12 protein-coding genes and 2 pseudogenes are annotated in these 16,413 nt (G+C 45.0%); 8 read left to right on the forward strand and 6 right to left on the reverse strand.

Annotated elements, in window-relative coordinates; all coding sequences use genetic code 11:
* Window positions 1-505: 505 nt before the first annotated feature.
* The 5 genes and pseudogenes from N4J56_RS16100 to N4J56_RS16125 all read right to left on the reverse strand — a co-directional run.
* Window positions 506-964 carry a HetP family heterocyst commitment protein gene (locus N4J56_RS16100; RefSeq protein ID WP_317107351.1) on the reverse strand — a complete coding sequence of 153 codons (459 nt, stop codon included), beginning with the start codon at window positions 962-964 and terminating at the stop codon, window positions 506-508.
* Window positions 965-1,120: 156 nt separating this feature from the next.
* Window positions 1,121-1,855 (reverse strand): HlyD family efflux transporter periplasmic adaptor subunit, encoded by a 735-nt coding sequence (locus N4J56_RS16105; protein WP_317107352.1) that lies wholly within the window; start codon window positions 1,853-1,855, stop codon window positions 1,121-1,123.
* Window positions 1,856-1,914: 59 nt separating this feature from the next.
* Window positions 1,915-2,631, reverse strand: coding sequence for a biotin/lipoyl-binding protein (locus N4J56_RS16110; protein WP_317107353.1), 717 nt, complete (start codon window positions 2,629-2,631; stop codon window positions 1,915-1,917).
* 981 nt (window positions 2,632-3,612) lie between these two features.
* Window positions 3,613-6,821, reverse strand: a pseudogene (locus N4J56_RS41020) (peptidase domain-containing ABC transporter).
* Window positions 6,822-7,815: 994 nt separating this feature from the next.
* A pseudogene (locus N4J56_RS16125) lies at window positions 7,816-7,992 on the reverse strand (aminoglycoside phosphotransferase family protein); the annotation flags it as partial.
* 659 nt (window positions 7,993-8,651) lie between these two features.
* Here N4J56_RS16125 and N4J56_RS16130 point away from each other — a divergent pair.
* Window positions 8,652-9,971, forward strand: a complete 1,320-nt coding sequence (locus N4J56_RS16130) for a 3-isopropylmalate dehydratase large subunit (RefSeq protein WP_410500514.1) — start codon at window positions 8,652-8,654, stop codon at window positions 9,969-9,971.
* A 96-nt stretch (window positions 9,972-10,067) separates the two neighbouring features.
* Window positions 10,068-10,967, forward strand: coding sequence for a hypothetical protein (locus N4J56_RS16135; protein WP_317107358.1), 900 nt, complete (start codon window positions 10,068-10,070; stop codon window positions 10,965-10,967).
* Window positions 10,968-11,182: 215 nt separating this feature from the next.
* Here the strand turns inward: N4J56_RS16135 and N4J56_RS16140 are convergent, their stop codons facing one another.
* Complete coding sequence (locus N4J56_RS16140; RefSeq protein WP_317107359.1) at window positions 11,183-12,160, reverse strand: carbohydrate kinase; 978 nt, start codon at window positions 12,158-12,160, stop codon at window positions 11,183-11,185.
* A gap of 346 nt (window positions 12,161-12,506) precedes the next feature.
* Between N4J56_RS16140 and N4J56_RS16145 the strand changes: the two genes are divergently transcribed.
* The 6 genes from N4J56_RS16145 to N4J56_RS16170 all read left to right on the forward strand — a co-directional run bounded on the left by N4J56_RS16145 (window position 12,507) and on the right by N4J56_RS16170 (window position 16,269).
* Window positions 12,507-12,782: a helix-turn-helix domain-containing protein gene (locus N4J56_RS16145; protein ID WP_015154161.1), complete on the forward strand. Its 276-nt coding sequence runs from the start codon at window positions 12,507-12,509 to the stop codon at window positions 12,780-12,782.
* Window positions 12,783-12,899: 117 nt separating this feature from the next.
* Complete coding sequence (locus N4J56_RS16150; RefSeq protein ID WP_317107360.1) at window positions 12,900-13,547, forward strand: DUF6391 domain-containing protein; 648 nt, start codon at window positions 12,900-12,902, stop codon at window positions 13,545-13,547.
* Window positions 13,548-13,823: 276 nt separating this feature from the next.
* Window positions 13,824-14,198: a photosystem I reaction center subunit IV gene (locus N4J56_RS16155; protein WP_317107361.1), complete on the forward strand. Its 375-nt coding sequence runs from the start codon at window positions 13,824-13,826 to the stop codon at window positions 14,196-14,198.
* Between the two features lie 3 nt (window positions 14,199-14,201).
* Window positions 14,202-15,125, forward strand: coding sequence for a DNA-formamidopyrimidine glycosylase (locus tag N4J56_RS16160; RefSeq protein ID WP_317107362.1), 924 nt, complete (start codon window positions 14,202-14,204; stop codon window positions 15,123-15,125).
* A gap of 137 nt (window positions 15,126-15,262) precedes the next feature.
* Complete coding sequence (locus tag N4J56_RS16165) at window positions 15,263-15,478, forward strand: NAD(P)H-quinone oxidoreductase subunit O (protein ID WP_317107363.1); 216 nt, start codon at window positions 15,263-15,265, stop codon at window positions 15,476-15,478.
* 248 nt (window positions 15,479-15,726) lie between these two features.
* Complete coding sequence (locus tag N4J56_RS16170; protein WP_317107364.1) at window positions 15,727-16,269, forward strand: hypothetical protein; 543 nt, start codon at window positions 15,727-15,729, stop codon at window positions 16,267-16,269.
* Window positions 16,270-16,413 lie beyond the last annotated feature (144 nt).

Genomic DNA, 16,413 nt, shown 5'->3' on the forward strand with positions numbered 1-16,413 from the left:
CCAAATTGGCAGAATCTTTTTTCTAGAATTTGATTTTAGACTCAATAAGCTGTTTGGGTCGTGAAGTCAGGGAAAGATGCTAGAACACTTTGGTTAAAATCATTCAAGAAGAAAATTCCCAGAACTCCTGTCTAGTTTAGTTTTATAAGACAGTTTGAGGACGAGAGAACAAATACTAGCGTTCTCATGCTAATAGTACTAATTAGTAATGACAAGCAGTTAGACTAGACGGACGTTGCTCTAGCGAAGCGATTTAATGAATTGTCCTAAGTGACGATCTCAGTATGTTAGTAAATATGGCTATGCTCACTACGGTAGATAATGAAAGAGTACCTATCATAGTGGGCGGAGCAATGTTGCCATTTTGGCAGAACTTTTTTATAGAAATATAAAAGTTCTGCCACATTATTTTATCTAGATGAACAAGACGAAATTGGGGTTATTAAACAAAAATGCTAAGTAGTATTGAAATCGAGCATTTTTATGAATTTTTCAAACAAACGCGCTAGTTGCGCTCGAAAGAGCTTGAATCATTAAGTGGATCTAACTCAATTTTACGGAAAGTGTATTCTCGAATTTTCCTATTCAACCACTGACTCAGATTTCCTCCACCCCGTATTGGTGTGTGCTGCTCGCCCACCGCTTCTAGATAGACAAGATCGTTAATTTTGCTTAGGCGCTGCTGTGAAGATGGATTATCACCCCTGGTTTCAGAAGATCTGTTATCCATGCTGTTATCGCTGGTTTCCTGTCTACTTTGTCTGCCAACTGGATTATTTTCTTTCACTAACCGATTGTAGGTGCGGTATGGAATGTAGTGTAGAGGGTTTTCACCTGTAAAACGCAGGAGTAACACGCAAGCCCAGGAATACTTGCCATCTAGGATAGCTTCGACAATTTGAGAAAGTTGATCGGAGTTAATTTTCTTATCAGAGTTTGTCTTAGAAGGAATGTACTGATGCATAGTGGTTTCCGTTTTTTTATCGAGTTGAACCAATCCACGTGACACAACATTTCGCCTGTTTCTACAGCAATTCAACTAACCTTGGAACAGCCAACAGAGCGATCGCGCCTCTGATAATTGTTCGGGATTGCTGTAGCTCAGTTCAGTTTTATAGTTTTATAAATTAATACCCCCCTTTTGGATCTGTTTAATGGGGTCTAGTAATACGTCTGCAATCCGACGGTGGCGGATGACGATTTCAGCTGCTGCTGTCTGACCAGGCTTAAACTCGATCGTTTGATTATTTGCCGTTATATAGTTACGCTCTAAAGCAACTTCAACTTTGTAGACTGGACCTAATCGCTCATCCGGCTTAGCATCGGAGGAGATAGAGATAACTTTGCCTGGTACAATACCGAAATCTTGATAGGGATAAGCATCAAATTTGACTTGCACTGGCATTCCCCGTTTGACAAAGCCCGCTTCTCGATTAGGCAGGACAGCTGATAAAACCAGGGGTACTTTGTGGGGAGCCATTTCTGCCACAGTTTGACCAGGTTGAACGACCTCACCTACGTTGTGAACGTTGAGGGACGATACAAACCCACTGACAGGAGCGCGGAGAAAATACTGAGTTAGCCTTGTGGTCGCACTTTTCATCAAATTCACGGTTTCAGTAATTTTGGCTTTTAACTGAGTTATTTCAACTTCTAGTTGCTGAATTCGCTGTTGTGCCTCTAACTGAGTCGTGCGCTTCTCAGCTTGCTTCTGAGCCAGTCCTGCCTGGAGTCGGTTGGCTTCTGCCAAGGCTTGCTTCAGTTCGCCTTGGCTTTCAGTAATGGCACGCTGGCGATCGCGCAAGGCTTGCTCTGCTTCAAACAGTTGTTCTCTAGCTATTGCGCCCTGCTCCACAACAGGTCTTATCCTTTCTTGTCGAGCTTTATAAGCAGCCAGATCCGATTGAAGTTGAGTTAAAAGCTTTTGTGTTGTAGTGTAGCTACCTTCTCCTTAGTTTCAGATATCGCCGCATTCTGAGCTTGCAAATCTGCATCAGCAATCGCTACACGGGTTTCAGCTTCCAGACGGATTCTCTCAAGCAAGGCTTGCATTTGGTTAAACTGCATTCTGTCTGCCGTCAGCATTTGTTGTAAACGCTCTACCTCACTTGCAGCTAGCTGAGTATCGATTTCTACTAGCACCTGTCCGGCTTTTACTTTCTCGCCTTCTTTAACGGCAATGCGAGTAATTTTGCCTGAATCAACTGGGTCAATTTTATAAACCTGTCCCTTAGGTACTAACTGCCCTTGGGCATAACCCACTTGTTCGATCTTTCCCAGCCATGCCCAAGCACCAAAAGCCACACAGAAAGCTATTCCACCCAATAATAGTTTTTGGGGAAGAGTTGAGGGTGGCTGCTCAAGTACAGCCTGTAAGGATGTAGACCAGTTTTCTGTATTCGAGGTAGGCTTAGAGATTGCGGACGATGGCTGTTTTTGCGTAGGTGCTATCTCTGAAACTGTGCTTCCTTTCGTCGTACCTTCATAAATCGAAGCAGCCTGAGAAGATGGACTCAGACTTTGCCCATCGGTTGAATCGTCACAAAAGCTATCCTGACTTAAAGGCTGTTCTTGAATTCGTCCTTGGAAAGCATTTGCGCTTGCATAACGTTGTTTAGGGCAATCGTTCATAATTTCAAACTCTATAGATGGCAAGCAAAAATTTTATCTTGATGATTTTGCAGCTAAATCTGACTAGGCAAAATTCTCAATCTTCTCAGTTCAACAAGTGCTCTAATTAACTATTGTTAAGCTAACGAGCATTTAATTTGCATCAAACTATGGTTTCAGCCCTTACTAAAAGCGAATCAGCCTGAAAAAATGAATGAGGATAGGCTTATCTTTTCTATGTAAAAAGCAAGCTCTCTAAGAGTAAATTTAACGTGACTTTACACGCTAAACTTAGATAGATGCACCAAAAGTTTATTTTCTTATCCTCCGTAATTCTACCGAATTTCTAGCTGAATTTACTAAGTAAAACTAATTCTATTTTTTTAAATTTTATAACTGTTGTAATAGTGATTGATGTTTCTAATAGCATATCTGTACTTCCTCCATAGGGAAGTTATTGTAATTTTTCTATCTAAAGGTATATTCAGCCGCTTGAGAATATCTTATAGGGCAGTCCGGTTTGACGAGCGAATGAAATTAGGTATTTGTAGGTTGCGTTACGAGTAGTGTTCACACACTAGACGTATTTGTTCAAACATCAAATAGTAATCCTATAGGCGCTTTAGATTCAAGTAAAATCACTTAAGAAAGACTTACATAAAGGTCAACATAACCTCACATTTCACCTCTGATTCAATCTACGAGTTTTCATCTATAAAGTCAGAAATTTTATCCAATAAATCTTCCCACGATTGGAGGGTTAGGGAGCTTTCATTTCAGTTTTCCAGAAGCCTGTTACTCATTACTTTCCCAGCTTTGCCTAATGCTCTATAGAACCCATTTGACATCTTTTCTCGTGATACTTGACTTTGAGGCAAGCCGTCATTCACGAGCCTACGATACAGGCTGCTCATTAGAGTCAGTTTTTGCTAGAGTAAGGAGAAAACTATCTAGCTGCAAGGCTTTTGTCTTTAGGATTAGATCCCAAATGGGTTCTATAAATTAAAGATCGAGTTGTTGCTGTGCAAGGTGATAGTAAAGACCTTTCTTAGCCATCAGTTCGTCGTGAGTGCCGCGTTCGGCTACCTCGCCTTTGTCTAGCACTAGAATATAGTCGGCATTGCGAACAGTTGAGAGTCGGTGAGCAATGATGAAGGTCGTGCGATCGCGGCTAATCCGAGCTAAATTCTGCTGAAATCGGCGTTCTGATTCCGTATCTAAAGAGCTAGTCGCTTCATCGAGAATCAGAATTTTTGGGTTCCCTAGTAAAGCACGAGCGATCGCAATTCGTTGCCGTTGTCCGCCAGAGAGTGTAGAACCCCGTTCGCCCACTTTCGTGTTGTATCCCAATGGCTGGTCTTGAATAAAGGCATGAGCCTCTGCGAGTTTAGCAACCTCAATCGCTTGCTCCAACGCGAACTCAGGGCGATACAGCGTAATATTTTCTAAGATGGTTCCAGAAAATAAGAAACATTCTTGAGGCACGACTCCTAGCTGCGATCGCAAAGACTGGGGAGAAACATGGCGGATGTCATGCTCATCCATCCAGATGCGACCCTTGTTCGGGTGGTATAAACCCTGGAGTAAACTCACCAAAGTGCTTTTGCCTGAGCCACTACGACCTACAATCGCAACAGTTTGCCCTGCCTTGACCTCAAAAGAAATATTTTGCAGCGTATTGCGATCGTCCTCTGGGTCATAGCGGAAGGTAACGTTTTCGAACCGCACATCGCCCCGCAATCGAGGCAAAACCAACAACGGTTTTTCAGGACTTTCTTCCGGCTGCGCCGTAAATACATCATCCAGCCGTTCCACTGAGATCAACACCTCTTGGAGTTCATACCACAGGTTAACCAGAGCCAAAATTGGTGCTATGACCAGACCAACCAGCATGTTAAAAGCAACAAATTGACCGATTGTTAGCTGATCTTGAATCACAAGCGTGGCTCCATACCACAGCAGCAAAGTGCTGCCAAAAGTGTTGATTGCTCCGCTGGCGACTTGCAAGCCGTTACTGAGTTTTTCACCGCGAAATTGAGTATTCAGAGTAGCGGTAAACAGATCTTCCCACCGCCAGCGTAAGTCTCGCTCCGCCGCCGCCATCTTCACGGTCGCTACACCTGTGAGCATTTCTACCAACGAGGAGGTTTCCGCTGCGTCTTGCTTGAAGATCTCCCTCGATATCCGCTGCATAATTGGCGTTGCCACCAAAGTCAGAATCACAATCGGAGGAATAATTGCTAAGACAAGCAGCGTTAGCTTCCAGTTGTAATAAAACATCAGCCCTAAATAAATAAAAATCATCAGGGCATCCAACCAGGTAGCGACTGCTTGGCGGGTTAAAAACAATTGAATCTTTTGGTTTTCCTGAACTCTAGTAATGATGTCACCCACCTGGCGCGACTCAAAAAACTGGAGGGGCAACATCAAGGTGTGGCTGATAAACCCGCTAATCAGAGTGAGGTTTAATCGATTGGAAAAATAGTCCAGCAGGTATTGCCGAATTGCACCTACGCCGATGCTCCAAATGCCAAATAGCAGCAGCCCGATCGCGAAGACATGCAGAGTTCCAAGGCTTTTGTTCACCACCACCTGGTCGAGAATGATTTGGGTAAACAGGGGGGTCACTAGACCAAAAACCTGGAGTAACACTGAAGCTAGGATAATTTGCAAGAGTATCGAACGATAGGGCCAGAGCAACCCCCAGTAGCGACCCAAAGAACTCTTTTCCGATTTAACAGTTGCAAATTTAGCAGTAGAGCGTATCCCGTCCAGCCTTGCTCGAATTTCTGCCGCGATAGCGATCGCCTTCCAACGGCAGGATCGGCGATCGAGACGCGATCGCCCTTCACCCGATAGACAACAACAAAGTGATCTCCCTCCCAGTGAGCAATCCAAGGTTCAGAGCGATCGGCTAAGGCGCTCAAACTAGCCCGCACGGGTTTAGCATGAAATCCTAAGTTTTCCGCAGTCTTGCCTAATACTTTCAAGGAGACTCCAACACGACCGACTCCAGCTAGGTTGCGAAGAGTATTGATACGAAACTGTTTGCCCCAGTAGCGCCCAATCATTGCTAAGCAGGCTACCCCGCAATCAGAAGAGCTTTGCTGCTCCACAAATGGATAGCGTTGCCCAAACAATCGACCGCTCCGACTTAGTTGAGGTTTGGGAAAAGCCACTGATTCGGGCTTAGTCTCAGGATGAGTTTCCGGCGCGGCTGACTGAGAGGAAGTGCTATAAACTTGTGTTGGCAAACGTTGCCTGCCAGAACGCTGCCGTGGACGGAACTGACTAACCGCTACAGCAGCCACAGGTCGCTCGAAGCCATTGCGCTCGCTCGCTGGAGCTGTAGATTTAGATGCCAGAACCGGAGCGATAACTTGGGCTGACTCCCAATATTCTTTAGCTAGCTGATACACCACCAAATCAGTTTCGGCAATCCAATCTGGTAGTGTGGAGCCAGGATATCCCCAGCTTTGCCCTATAACGGGAGGCTGGGATTGAGCTAGTTGGCTTTGAATCTGCCCACTGCGGAGCCAATAGCAACCAGTATTCGGAGGAGTAGCTTGAGCCAACAACTTACCTTTCTCGATCCGAGTTTCCCATAAATAAGGTAATAGTTGTCGCAGTTGATGACTTGGAAGCGATCGCAATTCTGTATATATTTTAAAGAAAGCTAGGCATTGCCGCTGAGTAGTTTGTTGGTGCAGATAGTCTTGCAGCTTGGGCAGCTGCTGCAACCAAGGTTCAAAATCTGCAAGTGGTATCCGTGCCACTTGAGTCTCACTTGCAGCTATTGCCCTGGTTAGTAAAGACTGAGCGGGAGTTTCATTGCTGCATAAATTTTCCGTCCCAAATGTCTCACCTGCCTCCAGCACCATAGCTGAAACTTCCCGCTGTTGTCTGGGGTCAAACCCGAGCAACCGTACCCGACCCTGACATATAATATAGAAATAATTATTTTTTCGATCGCTTGCTGTATTTTGTGTATGCTCAGTGGAGTTGCCTATAATAATAGCGGCACTATGATAATTAACTAGTTCATCACCGAGCTGAACATCAATAATTTCAAATACCTTACTAAAGTCAGAAGCTAGCCGATTATCTACTTGAAATAGACCAAGAAAGTTGCCAACAGCTTCAACAGTAGATAAATTCTTGTACCCAGTGTCCGATGAGCGCAGGCTATTGATTTCTAGGCTTTGATTCATTACTTAATCTCTTAGAGTTTGAGCTAGGAAATTCTTCAGAGCTTGAGCTAATGGGCGACCTCTGCCATTTAAAATTTTCTTCTCGGCTCTCATTAACTAGATCGATGCCGAAAATGAACCAAAATTTACTAGGTAAGGCTATAGGCTAATCTTAGCCGTATCAATTTAAGTAATAGAAGTCATAGTAGTCACCCAGAAGGTATAGATTGATTTTATACTTTCATAATTAGTGAAAATAAGATATGTAAGTCAAGTTTAAAAAACAACTTTTATTGAGATAACTATAAGGAGTTATGTCGAATTTTTAGACACAGCTTAAGTATTTATGTTGAAAGGAAGTTGTTGAAGAGGTATGAGCATAGCAATCTCATTTGAGTCATGAACTTTTTATCCAAGAAGCATCGAATCCCCCACTTACAGCTAGCTTTTGCATCTTCCGTACATGAGTAGCTATGCGACGGGGTTTGGTGATTGCCCTGGTCTAGCCAACAGCTAAAGAAACAGCCTAAGACATTAAGTCAAGGGAATTTTGAGATAGTTGCAGTCAAACTTGAATTCTGACTTCTGTACTACTTTCAATATCTTGAGTAACAAATACTACGTTACGTCATTGTTCGACAGGGTTTAGGTATATTTTTTTTAAGAACTAACCGTATCGAAACTTAAGAAATGCAAATATCAGTATAAATATATACATAAGCCGTGCAAGAGTAAAAATTAAGCAAGCATCAAATATATCGTATGAATAACAGCAAGTACAGATGTTACTGCTTTTTTCGATTAAGTCAGTGGTTCTCCTATTGCAATCATGCGTGTAAAACTTTTTATACGTTATTTCTCTGAAGAAGGATAAGTTTTTTCTAAGTAATAGAAAATGACGCAAGTTTAAATTTATTAGGCTGTTTCTATATCTAAAAAAATGCATCCTTCTATGGTTATATAAACAAATTTTATAACTAAGATAAATTGCTCCAACAGCTTTCTCTCAGTTTTTGGGTAAGAGGATATTATTCAGCTTCAAAGCGTTGTGGGTAAGACAACAAGGCTCGAAAGCTTCTCCTAAAGAAGCGATCGCTTTTCCTAAGCTGTCGTAGCGTTGATAAAGCTTGAAGAATTTCAGCCCATCTGAGGAAACCTCGCCAAAAACTCCCGGCTCAATTTGTTCTAGCCCTAAAGAACCCAAATGAGTTCTTTAAGAACAGGACTTACACAGTTGGATTGCAGAACGAAACGAGGAGCCGCTAAATAGGCGTGAATCGCATCACAGACAAGCGCCAATTTTGCCTCATACTAAGTGATACCTATAGCAAACCAATGCAACTCCAATTCGCTTGAAGGAAGGAATGGCGCTTATCGATATGATTGCGCTCTCGCGCGAGAAGAACGCACTTGTGCTCGTTCGGCTCCACAACACTGTTTGAGTCCCGGCGTGATACTCCTGAATCGCCCAGGCTTGCCTCAGCAAATGGCAGCCGTTGTAATTCACCTAAGTTCAAGTCATTGGTCGCCCGGTCATCAATTATCTAGTTTGGGGCAACCATCTTGAATACTTTGACTAGGTTATCTTTCTGCGTCAGGGAAGAATGTATGCTCAGGGAACGATCGCAGATTTACAAGCACACCCTGGGGAGCATATAGAATTTTTGCATCCGTAAAACCACAACACTCGCCTAGCTTTTATCCATCAGCAACAGCTAGAAATTCAACTGCACTTGCAACCAAGCAAGACCTTTGGCTGTATCTTTTTGCTGTATCTTTAAAACGCAACCGCCGATCGCGAAGTAGCATAGATCCTGTAGATATGTGTCGGAAGAGAGGAATGCGATCGCTATGGGGATGACCCTGACAGAAAAAATCTTAGCTAAAGCCTCCGGTCGAAACGCGGTCGAACCAGGGGAAAATATCTGGGTGGATGTTGACTTGTTGATGACACACGATGTTTGCGGACCAGGAACGATCGGTGTCTTCAAGCGCGAGTTTGGTGCAGATACAAAAGTATGGAACCCTGAAAAGATCGTCCTCATCCCAGACCACTACATCTTTACCGCCGACGAACGCGCCAATCGCAACGTAGATATTCTGCGCGATTTCGCTCAAGAACAGGGGATTAAATACTTCTACGACATCACCGATCGCGGCAATTTTAAAGCTAACCCAGATTATAAAGGAGTCTGTCACATTGCCCTCGCCCAAGAAGGGCATACTCGCCCCGGGGAAGTCTTATTTGGGACTGACTCCCACACTTGTAATGCTGGCGCTTTCGGTCAATTTGCCACTGGAATTGGTAATACCGATGCAGCATTTATTATGGGTACGGGCAAGTTACTCATTAAAGTTCCTGCCACAATGCGATTCGTCCTCGATGGTGAAATGCCCAATTACTTATTGGCAAAAGACCTAATTTTGCAAATTATCGGCGATATTAGCGTCGCTGGAGCCAACTATCGGACGATGGAATTTGCCGGGGAAACCGTCAACCGTATGACAATGGAAGACCGCATGACCTTATGTAATATGGCGATCGAAGCTGGGGGCAAAAATGGCACGATCGCGGCTGATGATACCACCTTCGAGTACGTCCGCACCCGTACCGACAAACCATTCGAGCCAGTCTACACCGACTCCGATGCCAAATTCTACAGCGATCGCCGTTACGATGTCTCGCAGTTAGAGCCAGTTGTCGCTCAACCCCACTCTCCAGACAATCGCGCCTTGGCACGAGAATGCAGTGATGTCAAAATCGATCGCGTGTACATTGGTTCCTGCACGGGGGGTAAAACTGAAGACTTTATCCACGCCGCCCATATTTTCAAAGGACAGCAAGTCAAAGTACCTACCTACCTCGTACCTGCCACGCAAAAAGTCTACAACGACTTATTTACGATCAAGTACGAAGGGCAGACTCTATCAGAAATCTTCCTGCAAGCTGGATGTATCGAACCCACAGCGCCCTCCTGCGCCGCTTGTTTGGGAGGACCAAAAGATACTTTCGGGCGGATGAACAAGCCGGAAGTTTGCGTTTCTACGACTAACCGTAACTTCCCCGGTCGCATGGGTGATAAGTCAGCGCAAATTTATCTCGCTTCCCCCTACACCGCCGCCGCTTCTGCCTTGACAGGTTACGTCACCGATCCAAGAGAGTTTTTGTAATACGTCATTGGTCATTCGTCATTTGTCATTGGTAGTTGCAAGTGACGAATTACTCATCAAATGTATAGTCCAAATGGAAATAGAGGAAATATTGAAATGAATATTCGTAATATTGTCAGAACCTATAATTATTTGAGTCCGCAGCAAAAAATTGTGATGGCGATCGCGGCAGTTTTAGGTGGTGGACTCTTGCTGTGCATTCCTTTGTTGTCGCTACAGCCATCCCGTCCACCTGCTGTGAGTACAGGTGGTGCTGTTGGCAATCCAAACGGCGGACAAAATCCTTCAGGGGAAAACAACGCCGAACCGAGTCAAGGCACACCCCTTGACACCGCAAATCCTATCGATCTCCCTTCAGATAGTGGTACTGAAACTGCATCGGGTAGCGACTCTGCTTTTGGTGAAACTAGTACAAATTCCTCTAGTGGCAATGGTAGTAGTACTCTAGATACCACAGATCCGCTAGATGAAAGAGTCGCAAATCAGCGGCGATCGCCTGCGTCATTAAACGATTCTTTATCCAATAATGTAGACAGCCCTTACTCTCAATCAACAATGGGTCGTTACCAGTCTCCTAATAGCATTAGTAACAGCCCCTATAGTGCTAGCCCTGGCAGTAGTAGTAATTTATCAACTGCCTACAGTCGTGGTGCTGGTGGCTCGTCTACATCTTCGTCATCGTCCCGGTTATCTAATCTCGAACCTGCTAAAGGCAACAACTTTACCTATCTCAACCCCTTCAGCCCGAATAGCGGTAATGGAACGACAGGCGCTAATCCCAACGCGACAAACCTTCCTGGTAATACCTCAGCAATTCCCAGCCAAAGCGCGATCGCTCCTAGCGGCTTGAGTGGTACTAGCAATGGCATGAATGCTTCTCCTCGCAATGGTTCTAGCAGTGTTGCTCCACAAACATCTGCTCCCACCAGCCAGCAAAATCCTTCCTTCCCAACCCCTTCTTCCCCAGGCAATACTCAGTCAGCACCAACTCCTTAAGTAAGGGAGCAGGGGAAAGGGAGAGTCGCGGAGCAATTACAAGTCACAAGTCACAAGTCACAAGTCACAAGTCACAAGTCACAATTCAACCTTACACCCTGATAGCGCCAGTTGCTTCAACGGAGGGCGACGAAGTCCGCGATAGCGCCACCTCCAAGACCGCACTGGCTCCCCTACACCCCACACCCCACACCCCTTCTTCACGCACCACTTTCTTACCCCTCATTCCTTGTTAAAAAAGCTTCCACTTCTGCGGCGGTGGGTTGGGAGGCGATCGCGCCTGGTTTGGTTGTCGTCAGCGCCCCTGCCGCACTAGCATAGGTGACAACCTGTTTGGCAATTGCAGCATCAGCGAGGCTGTGAATACCCCGTTGACATAACTGATGGACAAAGCCAGCTACAAAGCTGTCACCCGCACCAGTGGTTTCGACGACAGGAACGGAAAAACTAGGGACTTTACCCTCATTTTCCGACAAACAATAAGCGCAACCATTTTCTCCATCCGTGATCAGCACTCCTTCGACGGTATTGAGGCGATAGGCGATCGCCCCTGGATCGGCTGTTTGGAACAGCAAGAGTGCTTCTTCTTTGGAAAGTTTGAGAAAATCGACTTGCGGTACGATTTCTAAGATTGTTGCTACAGCTTTATCGGGATCTTGCCAAAATACAGGTCGCCAGTTGACATCTAACAAAATTTTGGCGTTGTATTGGTCTGCGAGTTGTAAAGCGCGGCGGACGCTAGCACCACTCTCGGGATAAGCAAGTTCTAAAGTTCCCAATACGAGAAAGTCAGCGTCCTCAAATAAAGATACAGGCAAAGCAGACGCTTGTAGATGCGTATCGGCAAATTCTGCCGTGTCGTAGTCGGCAAAACCTGCAAAAATGCGATCGCCCGACTCAGTGCGGGTAACATAGATTTGCCTTGTTGGTGCTGTTGGATGGCGTTGAATCCCCGTTGTATCGACTCCTACAGTTTGCAGTAACTCTACTAAGGTATTTCCTGGTTCATCTTTACCCACACAGCCAATGAAACTAGAAGTTGTACCGAGTTTGACCAAAGCACAGGCGACATTAGCAGGTGCGCCACCAGGATAGGGTGTCCAAGACTCAACTTGTTCGAGCGATCGCCCTAGTTGAGCGGCAATGAGATCGAACAGAATTTCACCCAAGCACAGCACGCGAGAATTACTCATTCCAGCCAGCATTTAATGAATGTACGACTTTACCAATACCCTACAACAGAAACAGTTGTCAGTGAAAAGGGAGCAGGGACGAGCTGGGAGTAGGGAGTAGGGAGTAGGCAGCAGGGAGCAGAAGGAGAGACCAATGACAAATGACAAATGACTACTCCCTCTTTAAGTAACAAATATTACTTAATTAAGCTTTACTAAATTTATTACAGTTCTCTTTTTGCTCCGATGTCGGCTCATAGAGCAAAAATACTAGTCGAACTTCTAAAACGATAGAGGATCGTCACTAGAAGAATCCTCTAGAATTGAAAGAGGAGCGTGAGTAGATCTACTAAGGAAAAAATACTTCATGGCTGGTGGCGAGTCTCAAAACCCTGTTTCCCTGTCAGAAAGAGAGCTACAAATCATCGATTTGGTAGCTGCTGGCTTGACCAATCAGGAAATAGCAGAAAAATTGGAAATTAGCAAGCGTACTGTTGACAATCACATTAGTAATATTTTGACTAAAACAGCTACAGAAAATCGCGTATCTTTGGTGCGATGGGCTTTACAGTGGGGAAAAGTCTGTCTTAACGATGTTAACTGCTGCCCTTTACCCGTGAGTGGCGATCGCGAAGTTTTCTAGTAATTAAATTTTCTAACAATAGTCGAGTCGCGAAATTTCGCGGCTCGACTGCTTTAAAGCAGTAAGCGCTAGATTAAGAGAAAAGTCTCCGATCGGGCTGCTACTAGCGGTGTTGGTATGAATAATTTTGCCCCAGACAACGTTTTTGAATCGTTAATCCCTTGGTTCAATTTTGAGGAGAATATTCCTCAACCTACCCAAGACGTGGATTTGGTCAAGCATCTTCCCTTTCTTCCTGGGTTGAAAGAACTATTGATGCTGAGGCAAGTTCATGCGCTAGAACACGCTACAGTTTGGCTCTTAAGCCAGTCAGGGCGATCGCCATATCCTCATTTTTCGTCCCAGCAAACAGACAACGAATCGTTAGGCGGTCTATCTACGGAACGAGGCTTTTACATTTACGGTCAGGTGAATAAAATCGAACTACAGCGGGCAGTGCTGGCTGCCCTTCAGCGTCTTACCAATGGAGAGTGGAATTTAGCCTTGCATCCCCGTTGCGGTACGAATGTGTCGGTAGGATTGTTGCTAGGCTTGGGATTAGTCATGGGTATGCATCTGCTGCTACCGCGATCGCCGATCGAGCAGATGTTGGGGTTAGGAGTAGCAGCAACAGCCGCCGCCAATTTAACCCCCGAACTGGGAATGCTAGCACAGCGCTACGTCACAACAGCGATTCCCTTCAATTTAGAAATAGTTGAGATTACAGCTTTTCGCGATGAAGCTGGACGCACTGCCCACTTCGTCCAAGTGCGCTGGCAAGGATAGGGATGAGGAGCGAGGAGTGAGGAGTAAGGGAAAGAGAGTGGTGCGTGGTGTGGGAAGTGGGGGAAGTGTAGGAGGTGTGGGAAGTGTGGGAGGTCACTCGAAGAATTTTCTCCTCACTCTCCCTTGTCTCCCTTGTCTCCCTTGTCCTTTCTCCCTCGCTCCTCACTCCTCACCCCTTCAGATAACTTAACAGTTGATTGTGAGATTACCAAAACATTGTATCTTGATGCTATTAACCCGCTCGATTAGCAATTATCTATAACAGGGAAGATACTCATGGTTGAACGTGGTTCTAAAGTGCGGATCTTAAGAAGAGAATCCTACTGGTATCAAGATGTTGGTCTTGTTGCTTCTGTTGACAAAAGCGGCATCAAGTATCCAGTCATCGTTCGCTTTGATAAAGTGAACTATGCTGGCGTAAACACTAACAACTTTGCTGATTTTGAACTTCTAGAAGTAGAAAAACCAAAAGCTAAAGCGAAGAAGGCTACGCCTGTGGCTTCTGGTGGTCAGCAAACTCCAATTCAGGAAGATATCCGCAAAACAGGACAAGCTGGACAATCTACAGCTAAAGGTACTGCCGTACAAGAATCCGGTAGTAGCGATCCACTAGTAGAAGGTGGTGGCAATCAGGGAACCGAAAAACGATAAATCGTGCCTGAATTGCCAGAGGTAGAAACAGTTCGACGGGGTGCAAATCAAGTCACTCTGAATCGAGAAATTACGGGTGGGGATGTGTTGCTCGATCGCACCATCGCCTACCCGTTTTCTGTGGCAGATTTTCTCAACGGGATCTCAGGAAAAGCGATCGCTCAATGGCATCGACGCGGAAAGTATTTACTGGCAGAGTTAGTCAAAGGGAGCAGGGGAGTAGGGGAGCAGGGGAGCAATTCACGCATTAATTCCGAATTCCATTCACGAAGTGTAGCGTCAGCGTCTATTCCGAATTCGGAATTCTTAGGTGTTCATTTACGAATGACTGGACAGCTGTTATGGCTTCCACGGGACGAGCCTTTACACAAACATACGCGAGTCCGATTATTTTTTGCCGAGAATTGGGAATTACGCTTCGTCGATCAACGCACCTTCGGACAGATGTGGTGGGTTCCTCCAGAACGAGCAGTTGAATCAGTCGTAACGGGATTAGCAACATTGGGACCCGATCCGTTTTCGCCAGATTTTTCTGTGGAGTATTTTGCGGCAAAATTGCGCGATCGCCGTCGTCCGATCAAAAATGCCTTATTAGACCAATCAATCGTTGCAGGAATCGGTAACATCTACGCTGACGAAGCGCTGTTTCGCGCTGGCGTGCAACCCCAGACTTTATGTGCGGATTTGCGATCGCCACAAATATCGTGCCTGCGAACCGCGATTCTTGAAGTGTTAGAAGCGAGTATCAACGCTGGTGGGACGACTTTTAGTAATTTTCTCAACGTCCAAGGCGTTAACGGTAATTATGGCGGTGTAGCTTGGGTTTATAACCGAGCGGGCAAACCCTGCCACATTTGCAATACTCCCATACTAAAACTACGTTTAGCTGGGCGATCGGCTCACTTCTGTCCGCAATGCCAGAAATGAGGGGCGAGGGAATTCGGAATTCGGAATTCGGAATTCGGAATTAATATCAATTCCCTGCTCCCTACTCCCTGCTCCCTGCTCCCTGATAACTGTAAAATGCGAAAAGAATATAGTTTAGCAATTTGAAAGAGCAGCATATGGCGATTAAAAGAGGGGAGATGGTTCGTGCCGTGCGCGAACAGCTAGAAAATAGCCTAGAAGCAAAAGCTAGCGATTCTCGCTTTCCCAGCTATATTTTTGAAACCAAAGGAGAAGTTTTAGATATTAAAGGTGACTATGCGTTAGTCGTATTTGGACACGTACCAACTCCGAATATTTGGTTGCGAGTCGATCAACTAGAGTCATTCAAGTAATTTAAAAGAGATCTCCCAATCTGAGATAAAAACAGGGCTTTAAATTCCCCCCTTCTTAAGGGAGGTTAGGGGGGATCGAGATCTGAAGCTTCAAGTGCGTAACTCCTAAAAGAGACAAAACTGTAGTTGCAGGGTTACACCAAGGGTTATACTCAGTTAGCTAATTCTCTGGCGGATTGTAAAAAGGCGATCGCTTTTTTACAATCTTTAGGATTAGCTACGACTGTATTTAAGAAACTTTAAACTAAATGACAAATATTTCGGCTGATACCCGCATTCCTTTCCCTTGTCACCTTGTCTACGCTACATACCGAGATAAGCTGAACGATCTCATTCCCTACATGCATAACGTGCGATCGGTTCAAATCAAATCTCGGCGCGAAGAAAATGGTAAAGTTTACACAATAAATGAATGGCATGGTGGCGGTGAAATTCCTGCCGCAGCTAGAGCAATTCTCAGCGAAGATATGCTGTCTTGGACGGAGTACAACACCTGGGATGAGTCAAATCTAACGCTGGAATGGCAAATCAAAACTCATGCTTTCACAGAAGCTGTACATTGTGGTGGGAAAAATCAATTCATTGCTGAGGGCGATACAACTTTAATTCAGAGTCGGGGAAAAATGAGTATCGATCCGCATCAGATGAAGGGAGTCCCTTGGTTTCTGACTGGGACTATAGCCCATGTGGTTGAGGATTTTTTAGGTAAAAAAATCGAACCTAATCTATTACAAATGAGCGAAGGCGTACGTCATTTTTTAGAACAAGCAACAAAAAATCGATCGCTTTGACATTGATTTTCCCTAGCTTCCGCACCAGGACGAGATCGCCAGTTCCTCTCTGCTGCCTCAAAACGTCAACTGCTACTTCTTTATGAGGATTCGCGAGAGTAAAAATTCGCTAGAGTAGAACACAGTGCCAAAGAATATATCATA

Origin of the sequence: Chroococcidiopsis sp. SAG 2025 (genome assembly GCF_032860985.1) — a bacterium.
Lineage (GTDB): Bacteria > Cyanobacteriota > Cyanobacteriia > Cyanobacteriales > Chroococcidiopsidaceae > Chroococcidiopsis.